Below are 14255 nucleotides of genomic sequence, written 5' to 3'. Positions count from 1 at the left end.
CCATAAAATATTATAGGCTTCCAAACCGATAATACAAACTCAAGCCGCCATAATTCTGTGCTTTAGCCACACTCTTAACCTCCTTGGTTTTGAAAATGATATTAAAATCTGCAGTAAATCTTTTTGAACTGTAATTTATGCCAAATTGCTGTTCAAAAACTATTGGTTTTATATCGAAAGTAACCGGACTATTGTTATTAAATAAACTGCCTTGGATGGTAGCATCATAAACCACAACATTCAGTTGCGGTTTGGCATAGAAGAAAAGTTCAGATTTATTTAAGGCTGCTGTTTTTGAGTCACCTATCACCGCATTATGATAAGCACTATTAAACAACTGGTTTAATCTTCCAGCTCTAAATAAAATTGATGTACCTAAGCCGGAAAATGTAGCGCCTAAGTTTGCAAAACCCTGGCCACTTAAATCAACTATATTATCGGTAGATCGTACCAAAAGCTTACTGTAGTTTGCGGCAAGGTTAACAGCGAATTCATTTTTAATTTGATATTCCCATCCGGCAGGGGTATAAAAGCCAACTGTTTTATGCAAGAATTTTTGCGCATCCTGTGCCAGTGAATTTGGTCCAACGGTTCCAATTTCTACACTGGTTTTCAAAACACTTTCATTTTTATAAAATACAGAATAAGCAGCACCGGCATATAAATAACCAGCAAATGGTCTGTCTTGATCTTCTTTTTTAGCTACCTGTCCCCAATATGGGGTATACATTTTCTGACCGGCAGAAATTTCATAGGTTTTCTTTTCTATTTTTTTTGAAAACTTTGCTGGATCTATCGCCCTTCGAAAATAAAGGAATAATCCATTGGTATAATAGCGGTCGTTTAAGGTAGCTAAGTAAGCATCATTTTCGGTTTTAAAACCAAATTCATTTTTGAAAGACTGACTAAAACCAGTTATGCAGATGAAGCATAGGATAGCGGTGGCGAAAAATAATTTCATAAAAAAGCCCGGATGATTACCCGGGCCATAAATGTATTTATTGTTATTGAATTTTCGAAAGATCATCCAAAAGATTTACCATTTAATTGACAATCGGAGCAGCTTTAATACTCAAGTCTAATGGTTTTTTAACCTTATTTTTTGTTAAAGCCAATTCTATTACCTCACTCATTTCACTTACGTAATGAAAAGTAAGGTCCTTGATATAGCTCTCTTTGATCTCTAAAATATCTTTTCGGTTACTTTTACAAAGGATAATTTCCTTAATATTTGCTCTTTTGGCAGCCAGGATTTTTTCTTTAATTCCGCCAACAGGCAAAACTTTACCCCGCAAGGTGATTTCACCAGTCATGGCTAAATGTTGTTTTACCTTACGTTGTGTAAATACTGATGTTAGTGCTGTTAACATGGTTACACCTGCTGAAGGTCCATCTTTAGGTGTTGCACCTGCAGGCACGTGAACATGAACATCCCAATGATCAAACAGGGCATAATCAATACCGAATTCTGCAGCATGTGCACGTAAGTAAGCCAGCGCAATCACTGCCGATTCTTTCATGACATCTCCGAGGTTACCCGTTAAAGTTAATTTACCTTTACCCGGACTTAAGCTGGATTCAATAAATAAAATATCGCCACCTACACTTGTCCAGGCCAAACCAGTAACCACACCTGCTACTTCATTGCCTTCATATAAATCTTTATCGTAAATTGGTGCACCTAAAATGCGTTCAACATCTTCATTGGTTAAAGTTACATTGTATTCTTCTTCCATAGCTACCTTAGTAGCCACACCACGCACTAAAGAACCTATTCTCTTTTCTAAACCACGTACGCCAGATTCACGGGTATAATCTTCAATTACCTTTTCAATTAGCGCAGGTTTAAGATTAATATGTTTGTTTTCTAAGCCGTGATTTTCTTTTTGTTTTGGCAAAAGATATTTTTTAGCGATCTCAATCTTTTCTTCAATCGTGTAGCCATTTACCTCAATAATTTCCATACGATCCAATAATGCTGGTTGTATAGTACTTAATGAATTTGCTGTTGCGATGAATAAAATATTAGATAAATCATAATCCATTTCTACATAATGATCATAGAAGGCATTATTTTGTTCAGGATCTAAAACCTCAAGTAAAGCTGAAGATGGATCGCCACGGTGATCGGTTCCAACCTTATCTATCTCATCTAAAACAAATACAGGATTATCTGCACCTGCTTTTTTGATTGATGAAATAATACGACCAGGCATTGCACCAATATACGTTTTACGGTGACCACGAATTTCTGCTTCATCACGAATGCCACCTAAGGCCATTCTGACATATTTACGGCCTAAAGCTTTTGCTATAGATTTTCCTAATGAGGTTTTACCAACACCCGGAGGGCCTACCAGACATAAGATTGGCGCCTTCATATCACGCTTAAGCTTTAGTACAGCCAGGTATTCAACGATACGTTGTTTTACTTTTTCTAAGCCAAAGTGATCTTTATCCAGAATACGTTGTGCTCTTTTTAAATCAAAATTATCCTTTGTAAATTCACTCCATGGCAAATCCAGTATCAATTCAAGGTAATTCAATTGAACAGAGTAATCTGGAGCAGCCGGATTCATCCGTCCTAATTTATCTAGCTCTTTATCAAAGTGATCATTAACTTCTTTTGACCATTTTTTCAGCTTTGCTTTTTCTTGTAAAGCATCGAACTCTAAGTCAGCAGAGTTTCCACCTAATTCTTCTTGAATTGTTTTTAACTGCTGGTTTAAAAAATAATCACGTTGTTGCTTATCCAGATCGGTGCGAACTTTAGATTGGATCTGATTCCTTAATTCCAGCATCTGCAATTCAACCATCAACAATTCCATTACCTTCTGTGCACGATCAAGCAATTTATTCATTTCCAGAATTTTTTGCTTGTCGGCCATTTCGGCATTCATATTTGATGAAATAAAATTGATCAGAAATGAATTGCTTTCAATGTTTTTCAAAGCAATGCTGGCCTCACTAGGGATATTTGGAGACAGCTGAATAATCTGAGCAGACATTTCACGTATAGACGCAATTAAAGTTTTAAATTCTTTATCAGCCTTATGTTTTTGCTCCTCAAATTTTTTAACTACAGCTTTGATGTAAGGCTCATTCTGAACTTCCTCAATCAGGCTAAACCTTTGCTTCCCCTGTATAATTACAGTGGTATTGCCATCTGGCATTTGCAATAGTTTAATAATGTTAGCCACTGTACCTACCGTGTTAAGTTGCTCAAAGGTAGGATCTTCAATAGAAACGTCCTTTTGAGATACTACCCCAATAATTTTATTTCCCTTGTAAGCTTCCTTTATTAATTTTATTGATTTATCCCGTCCAACGGTAATTGGAATAACCACTCCTGGAAACAAAACAGTATTCCTTAAGGGTAAAATAGCCAATGTTTCAGGCGTATCCTCGTTATTCATTTCCTCCTCGTCTTGTTGAGACATTAAAGGGAAGAATTCGGTATCCTCATTTATTATTGGCATAGCAGAATGGAAATCAAATATATCTTGTTTACTCATTTTCACGTTTTCCTCTCACGACAAACTGGCAGTTTGATCGTATTCACATTGTTTAATTATGTTAGTAATATAATAAATTCAACTCTTGTGCCAAAGTAAAAACTATATTAATCTTATGTTAAAAAGGCAGACAAATATAATTATTGGTGTTAATATCATAATTCTTTTAATTTAGCGTTTATGCTAATATCTGGGCATTCCGTTTTTTAAGGGTAAAGAAAATTAAAAACTATTAAATTATTATAATAGAATTATATTGCAAAAAAATACGCCCTATGAAGGTGCTAGATTTATCTAAATTATTATTCATACATGAACTATTTTAAAAAAGCGATTTTAGGATTAATCATTTTCTCATCAACTACAAGTTTTGCTCAGAACAATTATGAAAAGAGTATGCAGGCCATGATGAAGGGTGATTATAGAACTGCTGTTACACAATTAGAAAAAGCTGATACCAAAACACCTGATAATGCCAATGTTTTAAAAATGCTGGGTTATTCTTATTTTCAAAACGGAGAATATGAAAAGTGTATTGCAACCTATAGTCGTTTACTAGCCATGAAGCCTAATGAGGTTTCTGCTTATTACTACCGTGGAAAAGCCAGATTAAACATTGCTAATGATCCGAAAGAATCGTTGAATACCATGCGTGAAAATTTTTATACTGCTGCCATTAAGGATTTTACCAAAGCGATTGAAATTAATGGAGACGAGGATACGCAGATGTTTCAAAATCGTGGGTTAGCCTATAAAGATTATGCAATTTATAAATCTTATAAAGTAAAAAAAGGAGCAGAGAAGGTTGCCTGTATCGGGTTATTTAACAGTTCTATTGCAGATTTTCAAAAGGTACTCACCATGCAGCCATTAAGAAAAGATATTATAGACTGGGTTACCTATGATAAAGCACAGATAGCCAGTTTAAAATAAATTTAAAAATTCCATAAAAAAAGCAGTCAAACTGATGTTGACTGCTTTTTTTATGGAATAAACCTGGCCATTACTGCATAATTTTTTATTGCAAGAAATCTTATTTTTTGTTGTTTTTTAATCTGATACAACTGATCCGGAAGATAGATAAGTGTATCCTGTGATTGAAATAAAATATTTTTATTATTAATAATGATTTCAATTTTACTTACACGAGAGAATTGGTGTGTTACTGAAACCTTTTTAATCGGAATCTTCTTATTAGTAGTCGTATAAATATCTACACTATCACTGCTGTTAATCTTAAAGCTGCCCTTCCATGAGTTTTTGTTAATATCTGCGTTTACAAAAATGGCAAGTTCTTTATCCCAGTCATTAATTAGTGAAGTTTTATGTTCTTCGATACCGTTAATACTTACCATTTTATTTACTTTGGTTTTAGCATTTCTCAAACGAATAACCTCCCTCCCGAAGTAACCTTTTAAATCGAAATAGGTTAATCCGGTATTTGCCATAGGTTCTTCATGCTGATTACAGGAAAGAAGTGCCAGGGCAAATACCAGTATATAAAGGTTTTTGATCATTATACTAAAACGTTTCCAGTCATTTCAGCTGGAATATCAACGCCTAAAATTTTAAGAACAGTAGGCGCAATATCACCCAGTTTTCCATCGGCAATAGTTTTATAATCATTGTCGATTAGGATACAAGGAACCAGATTTGTAGTATGAGCCGTATTTGCAGATCCATCGCCATTTACCATAAATTCTGAGTTACCATGATCTGCCAATAAAATAAAGGAATAACCATTTTCTAAACCTTTATTGACTACAATCTCCGCACATTTATCTGCTGTTTCTACCGCTTTTACCACTGCATCAAAAACACCTGTGTGGCCAACCATATCTGGATTAGCAAAGTTTAAGCAAATAAAATCTGCCCATCCCGATTCCATTTCTGCTGTGATGGCTTCGGTTATACCAGCTGCACTCATTTCTGGCTGCAGATCATATGTAGCTACCTTTGGAGAAGGAATTAAAATACGTTTTTCATTCGGAAATTCAGTTTCCCTGCCGCCCGAAAAGAAGAAGGTAACATGAGGATATTTTTCAGTTTCTGCAATACGAATCTGATTCTTATTATTTTCAGATAAAACTTCACCAATTGTTTTGGTCAGATCATCTTTTGTGAACATTACATTCACTTTTTCAAAGCTCTCATCGTATGTGGTCATAGTCACATAGTACAATGGCAACTTATGCATTTGTTGCTCTGGAAAATCTTTTTGTGTTAGTGCAGTAGTAATTTCGCGTCCTCTATCAGTACGGAAGTTAAAACAGATCACCACATCATCAGGTTGAATGGTTGCAATAGGCGCTCCATTTGTTTGGGTAAGCACTACCGGATTTAAAAATTCATCAGTAATGCCATTTTGATATGAATTTTGAATAGCGTTCAAAGCATCTTGTGTTTTTTCTCCAACACCATTTACCATCACATCATAGGCCCGTTTTACACGCTCCCAACGATTATCACGATCCATTGCATAGTAACGACCAACCATTGTAGCCAGTTTTGCATTTCCCTGCTGAAGATGGTTTTGTAGATCTGTAATAAAACCTAATCCAGAATTTGGATCCGTATCTCTGCCATCTAAAAAGGCATGTACAAAAGTATTTTGAACCTGAGCCTCATTTGCTGCATCGCAAAGTGCTTTCAGGTGTTCTATATGTGCGTGAACACCTCCATTTGAAACTAAGCCAATAAAGTGAACGGCTTTATTATTTTGTTTCGCATAATCAAAAGCATCAAGTAAAATAGGATTTACATGTAATTCCCGGTCCGCTATAGATTTGTTAATTCTTCCAAGTTCCTGGTAAACTACTCTACCAGCACCTAAATTCATATGTCCAACTTCTGAATTTCCCATTTGTCCGGCGGGTAACCCTACAGCCTCACCGGATGCTTCCAGTTTTGAATTTGGGTAGTGCTGTAATAAGGAATCGAAAAAAGGTGTTTTTGCAGCGTATGCAGCATCAGAATTGTCTTGACGTCCGTAACCCCAGCCATCTAAAATGATAAGAGCAACTTTTTTATTATTTACCATATTTATTCAAAAATTATAATTAAGACTAAAACATTTTCTTGTAAACCATGTTCTAGTATTCTATTCATATGGCAAATATAACTTTATTGAAGGTTATACAAATTAAGAAATCTGTTTTTTGATAAGCTAATGGCATAATTTTAGCTACTATTTCTGTATAAAATACAGAAATGATCCGGAGCTTCTTTTTACTTATCATTAGTTTATCGTCATTATATAGTTCTAAAGCCTATCAGGCTGATATTATTGATGATTTATCCTCGTATTTTAAGGCTGGCAATGCTAAAGAGATTGCTAAAAATTTTGCATCGACTATTGAATTGATTATTGTTGACGAAGAAGATGTCTATTCTAAAGCACAGGGTGAACAAATTTTGAGAGATTTTTTTGTCAAGCATCCCCCAGTTAAAACAAGCGTTTTTCATAAAATTAACAATAGTCCAAACTATCGGTTTGGGGTCGTAATTTTAAATACTTCAAAAGAAACGTTCAGGGTTTCTATTACCATGAAGAAATTTAACAGTAGCTTTTTAATTACTGAATTAAGGATTGAGCCTGCAAAGGATTAAGACTAAAACCGCTATCATACAAGGTAATAAATCATCTGTAAACCTAAATCGGTGTCAGTATTTTCTGTCAAATTCTTCTGTCAGTTTCCTTTTAAATCTATCTGTCGATTGTCTGCTCATAAATAATTCTTATTTTTGCGGCATAAAATCTATACTTTGGATATTCAACTTATACATCAGTTTATAAAAAATGCTCTTGCTGAAGATGTGGGCGATGGTGATCATACTTCATTATCAACTATTCCGGAGGGAACGCAAGGAAAAGCAAAACTTATCATTAAAGAAGATGGAATTCTGGCCGGGATGGAGTTAGCGCTGGAGATCTTCAAAATTGTAGATGCTGATTTACAAGTGAATGTATTATTGCAAGATGGAGCCGAAGTAAAAGTCGGAGACATAGGATTAACAGTTTCAGGAAGCACACATGCTATTCTTATTGCTGAACGGTTGGTACTAAACTGTATGCAGAGAATGAGTGGCATTGCTACAAAAACGCATCACATTGTTTCACTTTTGAAAAATACTAAAACTAAAATTTTAGATACGCGTAAAACAACGCCAGGTTTACGTTACCTTGAAAAATGGGCAGTGAGAATTGGTGGTGGTGTTAATCACCGGATTGGATTGTATGATATGATTCTGATTAAGGATAATCATGTTGATTATGCCGGCGGAATATCTAATGCGATTCATTCGACCAAGAAATATTTAGCTGATCACCACAAATCGCTACAAATTGAGATTGAAGTGAGGAGTATTGAGGAATTATCGCAAGTATTGGCTATTGGAGGTGTTGACCGGATTATGCTTGATAATTTTAGTTTCGAAAATCTAAAAACCGCTGTAGCATTGATTGATGGTAGATTTACAACCGAGGCATCTGGCGGCATTACAGAAGATAATGTGTTAGCATATGCTGCTTGCGGTGTAGATTTTATATCAATGGGTGCACTTACACACTCAGTAAAAAGCCTGGACTTCAGCTTAAAAGCATACTAAATTGATGTGTTGTAAAATTGAAAGCTTAAATTTTGTATCATTGTAGGCTATGGTTACGGTTTATTCGCTCAGCGCCTTATTGTTTGCATATCTATTTGGATCTATACCAACTGCAGTATGGCTTGGTCAGGCTTTTTATGGTATTGATGTAAGAGAGTATGGAAGTGGTAACGCAGGCGCAACCAATACATTCAGGGTTTTAGGCAAAAAAGCAGGTATAGCGGTAATGATCATTGATATCGCTAAAGGCTATACAGCTACCAATTTAGCTTATTTAATAGGGATGTCTGTTACCGGGCCGCAAAATTCTGTTGTTTTTGTTAACTATCAGCTAGCCTTAGGAGTAACCGCTGTGATGGGGCATTTATTTCCTGTTTTTGCAGGTTTTAGAGGTGGAAAAGGAGTGGCAACACTTTTTGGAATGATTTTGGCAGTTAACTTCGAAGCATCTATGCTTTGCGTTCTGGTTTTTGTGATTGTACTATTATTAACTAAATATGTTTCATTAAGTTCAATCTGTGCTGGCTTTACATTTCCACTCAGTGTTGTCTTTTTGTTTCAGGTTTCAATAAAATCTGAAGTACTTTATGGCATGGTGGTTTGTGTTCTGATCTTAGTTACACATCAAAAAAATCTCGAAAGATTGCTGAAGGGCAAAGAATCTAAAGTGTATTTGTTTAGGAAAAAAACTAATTAACTAACAAAAACACATTATTAAAACTTATTTACAAGCATACTGTTTAATTCTCGGTTTGCCTGAAAGGTTTATCATTCAACTAAAATCATTATGAAAAAATTATTTTTAACGGCAGGTATTGCTGGCATTCTATTATTTAATTCATGTTCAACGGTGCCTTTAACAGGACGTAGTCGATTTGATTTGGTAAGTAATGATCAGGTTTTGCCCATGGCATTTCAGGCATATAGTACCTTTTTAACAGAGAATAAAAGCACTGTTTTATCTGCATCAAATGCACAAGCCTTAAAAGTGAAAACTGTAGGTAATAAGCTAATTAGTGCAGTAAAAACCTATATGAACAACAACAATTATGGTAATTTAATTGCTGATTACCAGTGGGAAGTTAATGTGGTTCAGAATAATGAGAAAAATGCATGGTGTATGCCTGGCGGTAAGATTGTGGTTTATACTGGTATTTTACCTGTAACACAAGATGATGCAGGTTTAGCAACTGTAATGGGACATGAAATTGCACATGCTATTGCTGGTCACTCAGCCGAGCGTATGTCGCAGGAGATGGTAGCACAAGGTGTTGGAGCAGCTGCCGGAGTAGCATTATCTAAAAATCCTAAGACACAATCCATTTTTAATACGCTTTATGGTGTAGGTACACCAGTTGCAATGTTAAAGTTCAGTCGTAATCAAGAGTTGGAGGCAGACCGTTTAGGCTTAATCTTCATGGCTATGGCCGGATATAACCCACAAAACGCAACGAGTTTTTGGAATAGAATGTCGGCTGCATCTGCAGGAGCACAAAAACCAGCAGAATTTTTAAGTACCCACCCAAGTGATGCAACCCGTATTGCTCAAATTCAAAAATATTTGCCTGAAGCACAACAGTATTATAAAAAATAAAGGCTTTCAAGGTGAAAGGCTTAAGGTTTAAAGGTGTAAGGTTTATGCATGGTGCTAAAACCTTACACCTTTTTTATTTTTAATAGATGAGCCTATCTATCTTTAATGAAGTAATATGTCCGATAATAATGATTAATTTGAAAAATAGATCACATAATTAGGATAGAAAAATGCTATGACTGGTTATGAGATAAATTATTTTTTTGGGCAAATCTTGAAACATACTATTGTAGTGGTTGTTTTTTCTAACCACCTAACCACCTAACCACCTAACCACCTAACCACCTAACCACCTAACCACCTAACCACCTAACCACCTAACCACCTAACCACCAAGCACTTTTAAAATTGCGCTTGCTTTGAGCAAACATTCCTCATATTCTTTTTCTGCATTGCATTCATAAGTAATTGCTCCACCAACCTGGAAGGATAAATATTTATTCTCCGCATTGTACAGAATACTTCTGATGATCACATTGAAATCAAAGTCGCCGTCTGGATTCATGTAACCAAAAGAACCTGAATAGATCCCACGTTTAGTTTCTTCATACTCTTCAATTAATTCCATTGCTTTAACCTTAGGAGCACCAGTCATGGAACCCATCGGAAAAGTGTTTTTTATTGCATCCACCAGATGAATTTCAGGATGAAGTTCGCAACTGATCGTCGACATCATTTGGTGAACCTGTGGAAAGCTATAAATGCCAAAAAGTTCATCTACTTGAACAGAACCTTTGACCGCTGATTTTGTAAGATCATGGCGCACCAGATCTACAATCATTACATTTTCAGATTTTTCTTTCGAATCATTTTTAAGCTGAATGGCAATTTGCTGGTCTTCTTGTGGATTATTGCTTCTCCTTGCCGTTCCCTTTATGGGTTGTGAAATGAGTTTGTTATTGCGTTTGCATAAAAACCTTTCCGGTGTAGCCGATAAAATGTAATGATTTTTGATTTTGAAATAACCTGAAAATGGAGTAGGAGATAAGCTATTTAATGCTTCGAAGGTTTGTACAGGATTTATTATCGCATATTCTGCAAAAAACTCCTGACAGAAATTAACTTCATAAATATCACCACGAAGAATGTGATTTTTTAAAGTTTCTACTTTATCAATATATTGATCTTTTGTTATTCGCTTTGTAATATTAAGTTGATTATCATCGGGAATATTGTTGGTTTTAAATTGTTTGATCTCATCAATAATCGACTTATTACCTATTATAACATGTATTTCATTATTTTTAATACCGATCAAATACTTCGGAACAAAAAAGTATAAATCAGGAAAAGCCAATTGGTCGGGATGATTCGATTCGAGATTTTCAATTCCGTTTTTGAGGTCATAGCTAAAAAAACCAAATATCCATTCTTTATGTAGCGAATAAAAGTCTTTTAACTGATCAAATGCCTGCATGATGGAACATTCTAATTCATGGTGCATGCCAGCTGCGATGATGAAATCATAGGCCGAATAAAGGTCTTTATATTGATTAGAATCCAACAAACAGCAAACATTAAACTGATTAGCCCAATGCAACGCTTTTTTTTTGAAATCAGGTGTGTGTTGTATAGTTTTCAAAGATGCTTTTTTGTTTTTTGATGAGGTTAAGATGATTATTTCCTATTCCAGATTTTTATCATTTCTTTTTTCTGCAAGCCCTTTAAAGTTTTGACTGCTTACTATTTTCTTACCCGATTTTTGCTCTAAATCCTCTCTAGCCTTACCCGCAACGCTGCCACCTGCTGTTGCTGCGGTATGGTTTTCTTCAAAGCCTTTAGCATCTCTATTTTTGGCGATTTCTGTTGTTGAAGCTTCACCTAGCATCGAAAAAATCAGCTCTAAATCGGTCATGTGGTCTCTCAAATTCTCATTCGCTTTTGTTAAACCTTTTAACTTTTTATAGTCGCTTGGGATAATGCCGAAAGTTGCTTTGCTAATTTCGGCAGTTAAAATAGCGTATTCTTTACCTTCTTTAACACCTCTTTGTTTCCACTCGTTAGTAAGTTCATCTCGAACAAGAATACCGCGAATTCGTTTTTCAATCCATTCATCACTGTATCCTTTGGCTTTATAAGTAGCTCTAATTCTAGCTTGTGCTAATTCAGGGTTTTCTATTTCGGCAATTCTTTCTGCACCAACTTGTGCCAGCCATTGCTTAAAAGGTTCGGCTTTTGGCGATGGGATGGATTGAATAAGACGTAAAAGTTGTTCTGTATTGGCAACGTCCGTCATTCTCATTTTTCCATCATCCGCTGGCATTTTCAACTGTCCCAATTTATGGGACAGTTCACTGCCTTCATTTTGTAGTTTTGTTTTTAAAGCATTCCAATATTTTCTAGGACGTGGTGAACTTGTTAATACTTCAACCACATCAACTATAGAAAAATACCATTTATCCTCTTGTTCATTCCATACAGAACGTACTGCCTTGTCTTCAAATAATTTTAAATCGCTCATTTTTATTTAAATTAAACTTTGGTGTAATAATTAGATATCGATGAGATGTAATGTTTTAGGTAGGGAGTTCTAAGATAAATAAAGACTGTTAAAAAACTAAAAAATGTTATATACAGAAAAAGCAACCATTTTTCAGGTTGCTTTTTCTGTATATATATTGGAAATATTTTAACGTAATTCTAAAGTTTGTGCTCTATCTGGCCCTACAGAAAGGAATTTAATTGGCACTTCTAATTCTTTTTCTAAAAATGCAATATAATCGTTCAATTTAGCTGGAATCTGATCAACTGAAGTAATTTTAGTCACGTCAGTAGCCCAACCTTCAATTGCTTTCAATACTGGTTTAGGTTCAATTGAAATGATGTCGTATGGCATGTAATCAATGGTTTCGCCATTATATTCGTAATGCGTACAAGCATAAATGGTTTCGAATGTATCCAATACATCAGCTTTCATCATAATTAATTCGGTTACACCGTTTAACATGATGGCATACTTTAATGCAGGAAGATCAATCCAACCACAACGACGGGCACGACCTGTTGTTGCACCAAATTCATGGCCTAAAGCACGTAAATTTTCGCCAACTTCGTTATCTAATTCAGTAGGGAATGGGCCACCGCCAACACGCGTACAATAAGCTTTAAAAATACCATAAACAGCGCCAACTTTGTTAGGTGCAATACCTAAACCCGTACAAGCACCAGCAGTGGTGGTGTTACTAGAGGTTACAAACGGATAAGATCCAAAATCAACATCTAATAAAGTACCTTGCGCACCTTCCGCTAAAACTGCTTTTCCTTCTTTTAAATAGCCGTTTACAAAATGTTCGCTATCTACGTGAGGGATAGATTTTAAAAATTCAATGGCTTCAAAGAATGATGCTTCTTTTTCTGCCAGTTCATATTCAAAACCTTCGTAATGTGAAAGGATTTCTGTGTGCTTTTCCACTAACTTAGCATAGCGTTCTTTAAAATCTGGAAGTGTGGTATCGCCAACGCGAAGACCATTACGACCAGTTTTATCCATATAAGTTGGGCCAATTCCTTTAAGTGTTGAACCGATTTTATTTTTACCCATGCGTGCTTCATTAGCCGCATCCAATAATTGGTGAGTAGGTAAAATTAAGTGTGCTTTACGTGCAATTACCAATTTGCCATCGGCAACAGGATCATGACCAGCTTTTTTTAAGTTATCTAACTCTCTTTTTAAAATGATTGGATCGATTACTACACCATTCCCGATAAGGTTCATGGTTTTTTCGTTAAAAATTCCTGATGGTATAGTATTTAAAACAAATTTTTTGCCATCGAACTCTAAAGTGTGTCCGGCATTCGGACCACCCTGAAAACGGGCAATAAGATCATATTTTGGACTGAGTACATCAACGATTTTTCCCTTTCCTTCATCACCCCATTGCAGGCCGAGAAGTACATCTACTTGCGTCATTATTAAAAATTTAAGCTGGTTTTATTTTGTGGATTGATTTAATTGTCTTCTAGTTTGGCCGTTTTGGCAGACTCGTTTACTTTTCTGGCCATGCTACAATCTGAGCAAAACCCATATAAGTTTAACGAATGATGTTTTACATCGAATTTTAAAAGATCTCCAACCATGGTTTGAATTTGGTGAATACGGGGATCGCAAAATTCTACTACTTTACCACATTCAATACAGATGACATGGTCATGCTGGCGGTAACCGTAAGATTTTTCGAATTGCGCCATGTTTTTGCCAAACTGATGCTTGGTAACCAAATCACATGAAACCAATAACTCTAAAGTATTGTATACAGTAGCTCGACTTACACGATACTTTTGATTTTTCATGTGGATATAGAGGGTTTCAACGTCAAAGTGATCGTTTCTTGAATATATTTCCTCTAATATGGCGAAACGCTCAGGCGTTTTGCGTAGATTCTTGTTTTCTAAATAAGCTTCAAAAATCTTACGAACGAGCTCATTTGTTTTTTGTTCAGGCATAGTGTTTAAACTCCAATCAAAGGTAGGTAAATTGTTTGATTGTTATGTTGTTCTATTGTTGAAATGTTGTAAGTTTAGTCCGAAGTCAAAAGTCT

At 35.5% G+C, this 14255-nt stretch carries 13 protein-coding genes; 5 read left to right on the top strand and 8 right to left on the bottom strand.

Annotated features, from left to right (window positions below):
• Positions 1-10: 10 nt before the first annotated feature.
• The gene (locus AN34_RS20850; protein WP_029288929.1) at positions 11-961 is read right to left on the bottom strand and encodes a lipid A deacylase LpxR family protein; all 951 of its coding nucleotides are present in this window, start codon (positions 959-961) and stop codon (positions 11-13) included.
• Between the two features lie 82 nt (positions 962-1043).
• Positions 1044-3515, bottom strand: a complete 2472-nt coding sequence (gene lon / locus AN34_RS20845) for an endopeptidase La (protein WP_029288928.1) — start codon at positions 3513-3515, stop codon at positions 1044-1046.
• A gap of 312 nt (positions 3516-3827) precedes the next feature.
• Here lon and AN34_RS20840 point away from each other — a divergent pair, with 312 nt between their 5' ends.
• Positions 3828-4448, top strand: coding sequence for a tetratricopeptide repeat protein (locus AN34_RS20840; protein ID WP_029288926.1), 621 nt, complete (start codon positions 3828-3830; stop codon positions 4446-4448).
• A gap of 50 nt (positions 4449-4498) precedes the next feature.
• Here the strand turns inward: AN34_RS20840 and AN34_RS20835 are convergent, their stop codons facing one another.
• Both AN34_RS20835 and gpmI read right to left on the bottom strand, forming a co-directional pair.
• A complete protein-coding gene (locus tag AN34_RS20835; protein ID WP_029288924.1) occupies positions 4499-5032 on the bottom strand; it encodes a hypothetical protein in 534 nt (177 codons plus the stop codon).
• Complete coding sequence (gene gpmI / locus AN34_RS20830) at positions 5032-6555, bottom strand: 2,3-bisphosphoglycerate-independent phosphoglycerate mutase (RefSeq protein ID WP_029288923.1); 1524 nt, start codon at positions 6553-6555, stop codon at positions 5032-5034. The genes AN34_RS20835 and gpmI overlap by 1 nt, the downstream gene beginning before the upstream one ends.
• A gap of 170 nt (positions 6556-6725) precedes the next feature.
• Here gpmI and AN34_RS20825 point away from each other — a divergent pair, with 170 nt between their 5' ends.
• From AN34_RS20825 to AN34_RS20810, 4 genes are all read left to right on the top strand, one after another.
• On the top strand, positions 6726-7124 hold the full coding sequence (locus AN34_RS20825) for a DUF4783 domain-containing protein (protein WP_029288922.1): 399 nt from the start codon (positions 6726-6728) through the stop codon (positions 7122-7124).
• A 156-nt stretch (positions 7125-7280) separates the two neighbouring features.
• A complete protein-coding gene (gene nadC / locus AN34_RS20820) occupies positions 7281-8123 on the top strand; it encodes a carboxylating nicotinate-nucleotide diphosphorylase (protein WP_029288921.1) in 843 nt (280 codons plus the stop codon).
• Between the two features lie 49 nt (positions 8124-8172).
• Positions 8173-8820, top strand: coding sequence for a glycerol-3-phosphate 1-O-acyltransferase PlsY (gene plsY / locus AN34_RS20815; RefSeq protein WP_029288920.1), 648 nt, complete (start codon positions 8173-8175; stop codon positions 8818-8820).
• A 90-nt stretch (positions 8821-8910) separates the two neighbouring features.
• The gene (locus AN34_RS20810) at positions 8911-9717 is read left to right on the top strand and encodes a M48 family metallopeptidase (protein WP_029288919.1); all 807 of its coding nucleotides are present in this window, start codon (positions 8911-8913) and stop codon (positions 9715-9717) included.
• A 325-nt stretch (positions 9718-10042) separates the two neighbouring features.
• Here AN34_RS20810 and AN34_RS20805 read toward each other — a convergent pair whose 3' ends face one another.
• The 4 genes from AN34_RS20805 to AN34_RS20790 all read right to left on the bottom strand — a co-directional run bounded on the left by AN34_RS20805 (position 10043) and on the right by AN34_RS20790 (position 14160).
• Positions 10043-11299 carry an anthranilate synthase component I family protein gene (locus AN34_RS20805; RefSeq protein WP_029288917.1) on the bottom strand — a complete coding sequence of 419 codons (1257 nt, stop codon included), beginning with the start codon at positions 11297-11299 and terminating at the stop codon, positions 10043-10045.
• Positions 11300-11341: 42 nt separating this feature from the next.
• Positions 11342-12178 carry a Bro-N domain-containing protein gene (locus tag AN34_RS20800; protein WP_029288915.1) on the bottom strand — a complete coding sequence of 279 codons (837 nt, stop codon included), beginning with the start codon at positions 12176-12178 and terminating at the stop codon, positions 11342-11344.
• Positions 12179-12346: 168 nt separating this feature from the next.
• Complete coding sequence (locus AN34_RS20795; protein ID WP_029288913.1) at positions 12347-13627, bottom strand: adenylosuccinate synthase; 1281 nt, start codon at positions 13625-13627, stop codon at positions 12347-12349.
• Between the two features lie 38 nt (positions 13628-13665).
• Positions 13666-14160, bottom strand: coding sequence for a Fur family transcriptional regulator (locus AN34_RS20790; RefSeq protein WP_029288910.1), 495 nt, complete (start codon positions 14158-14160; stop codon positions 13666-13668).
• Positions 14161-14255: the final 95 nt, after the last annotated feature.

The organism is Pedobacter sp. R20-19, assembly GCF_000708265.2.
In the GTDB taxonomy this organism is placed as follows: domain Bacteria; phylum Bacteroidota; class Bacteroidia; order Sphingobacteriales; family Sphingobacteriaceae; genus Pedobacter.
Note: the sequence above shows the minus strand (reverse complement) of the source record. Positions and strands in the feature narration are given on the sequence as shown.

Coding starts and splice junctions, on each gene's coding strand:
- AN34_RS20850 (WP_029288929.1), bottom strand. CDS start 961: ATGAAATTATTTTTCGCCACCGCTATCCTATGCTTCATCTGCATAACT.
- lon (WP_029288928.1), bottom strand. CDS start 3,515: ATGAGTAAACAAGATATATTTGATTTCCATTCTGCTATGCCAATAATA.
- AN34_RS20840 (WP_029288926.1), top strand. CDS start 3,828: ATGAACTATTTTAAAAAAGCGATTTTAGGATTAATCATTTTCTCATCA.
- AN34_RS20835 (WP_029288924.1), bottom strand. CDS start 5,032: ATGATCAAAAACCTTTATATACTGGTATTTGCCCTGGCACTTCTTTCC.
- gpmI (WP_029288923.1), bottom strand. CDS start 6,555: ATGGTAAATAATAAAAAAGTTGCTCTTATCATTTTAGATGGCTGGGGT.
- AN34_RS20825 (WP_029288922.1), top strand. CDS start 6,726: ATGATCCGGAGCTTCTTTTTACTTATCATTAGTTTATCGTCATTATAT.
- plsY (WP_029288920.1), top strand. CDS start 8,173: ATGGTTACGGTTTATTCGCTCAGCGCCTTATTGTTTGCATATCTATTT.
- AN34_RS20810 (WP_029288919.1), top strand. CDS start 8,911: ATGAAAAAATTATTTTTAACGGCAGGTATTGCTGGCATTCTATTATTT.
- AN34_RS20800 (WP_029288915.1), bottom strand. CDS start 12,178: ATGAGCGATTTAAAATTATTTGAAGACAAGGCAGTACGTTCTGTATGG.
- AN34_RS20795 (WP_029288913.1), bottom strand. CDS start 13,627: ATGACGCAAGTAGATGTACTTCTCGGCCTGCAATGGGGTGATGAAGGA.
- AN34_RS20790 (WP_029288910.1), bottom strand. CDS start 14,160: ATGCCTGAACAAAAAACAAATGAGCTCGTTCGTAAGATTTTTGAAGCT.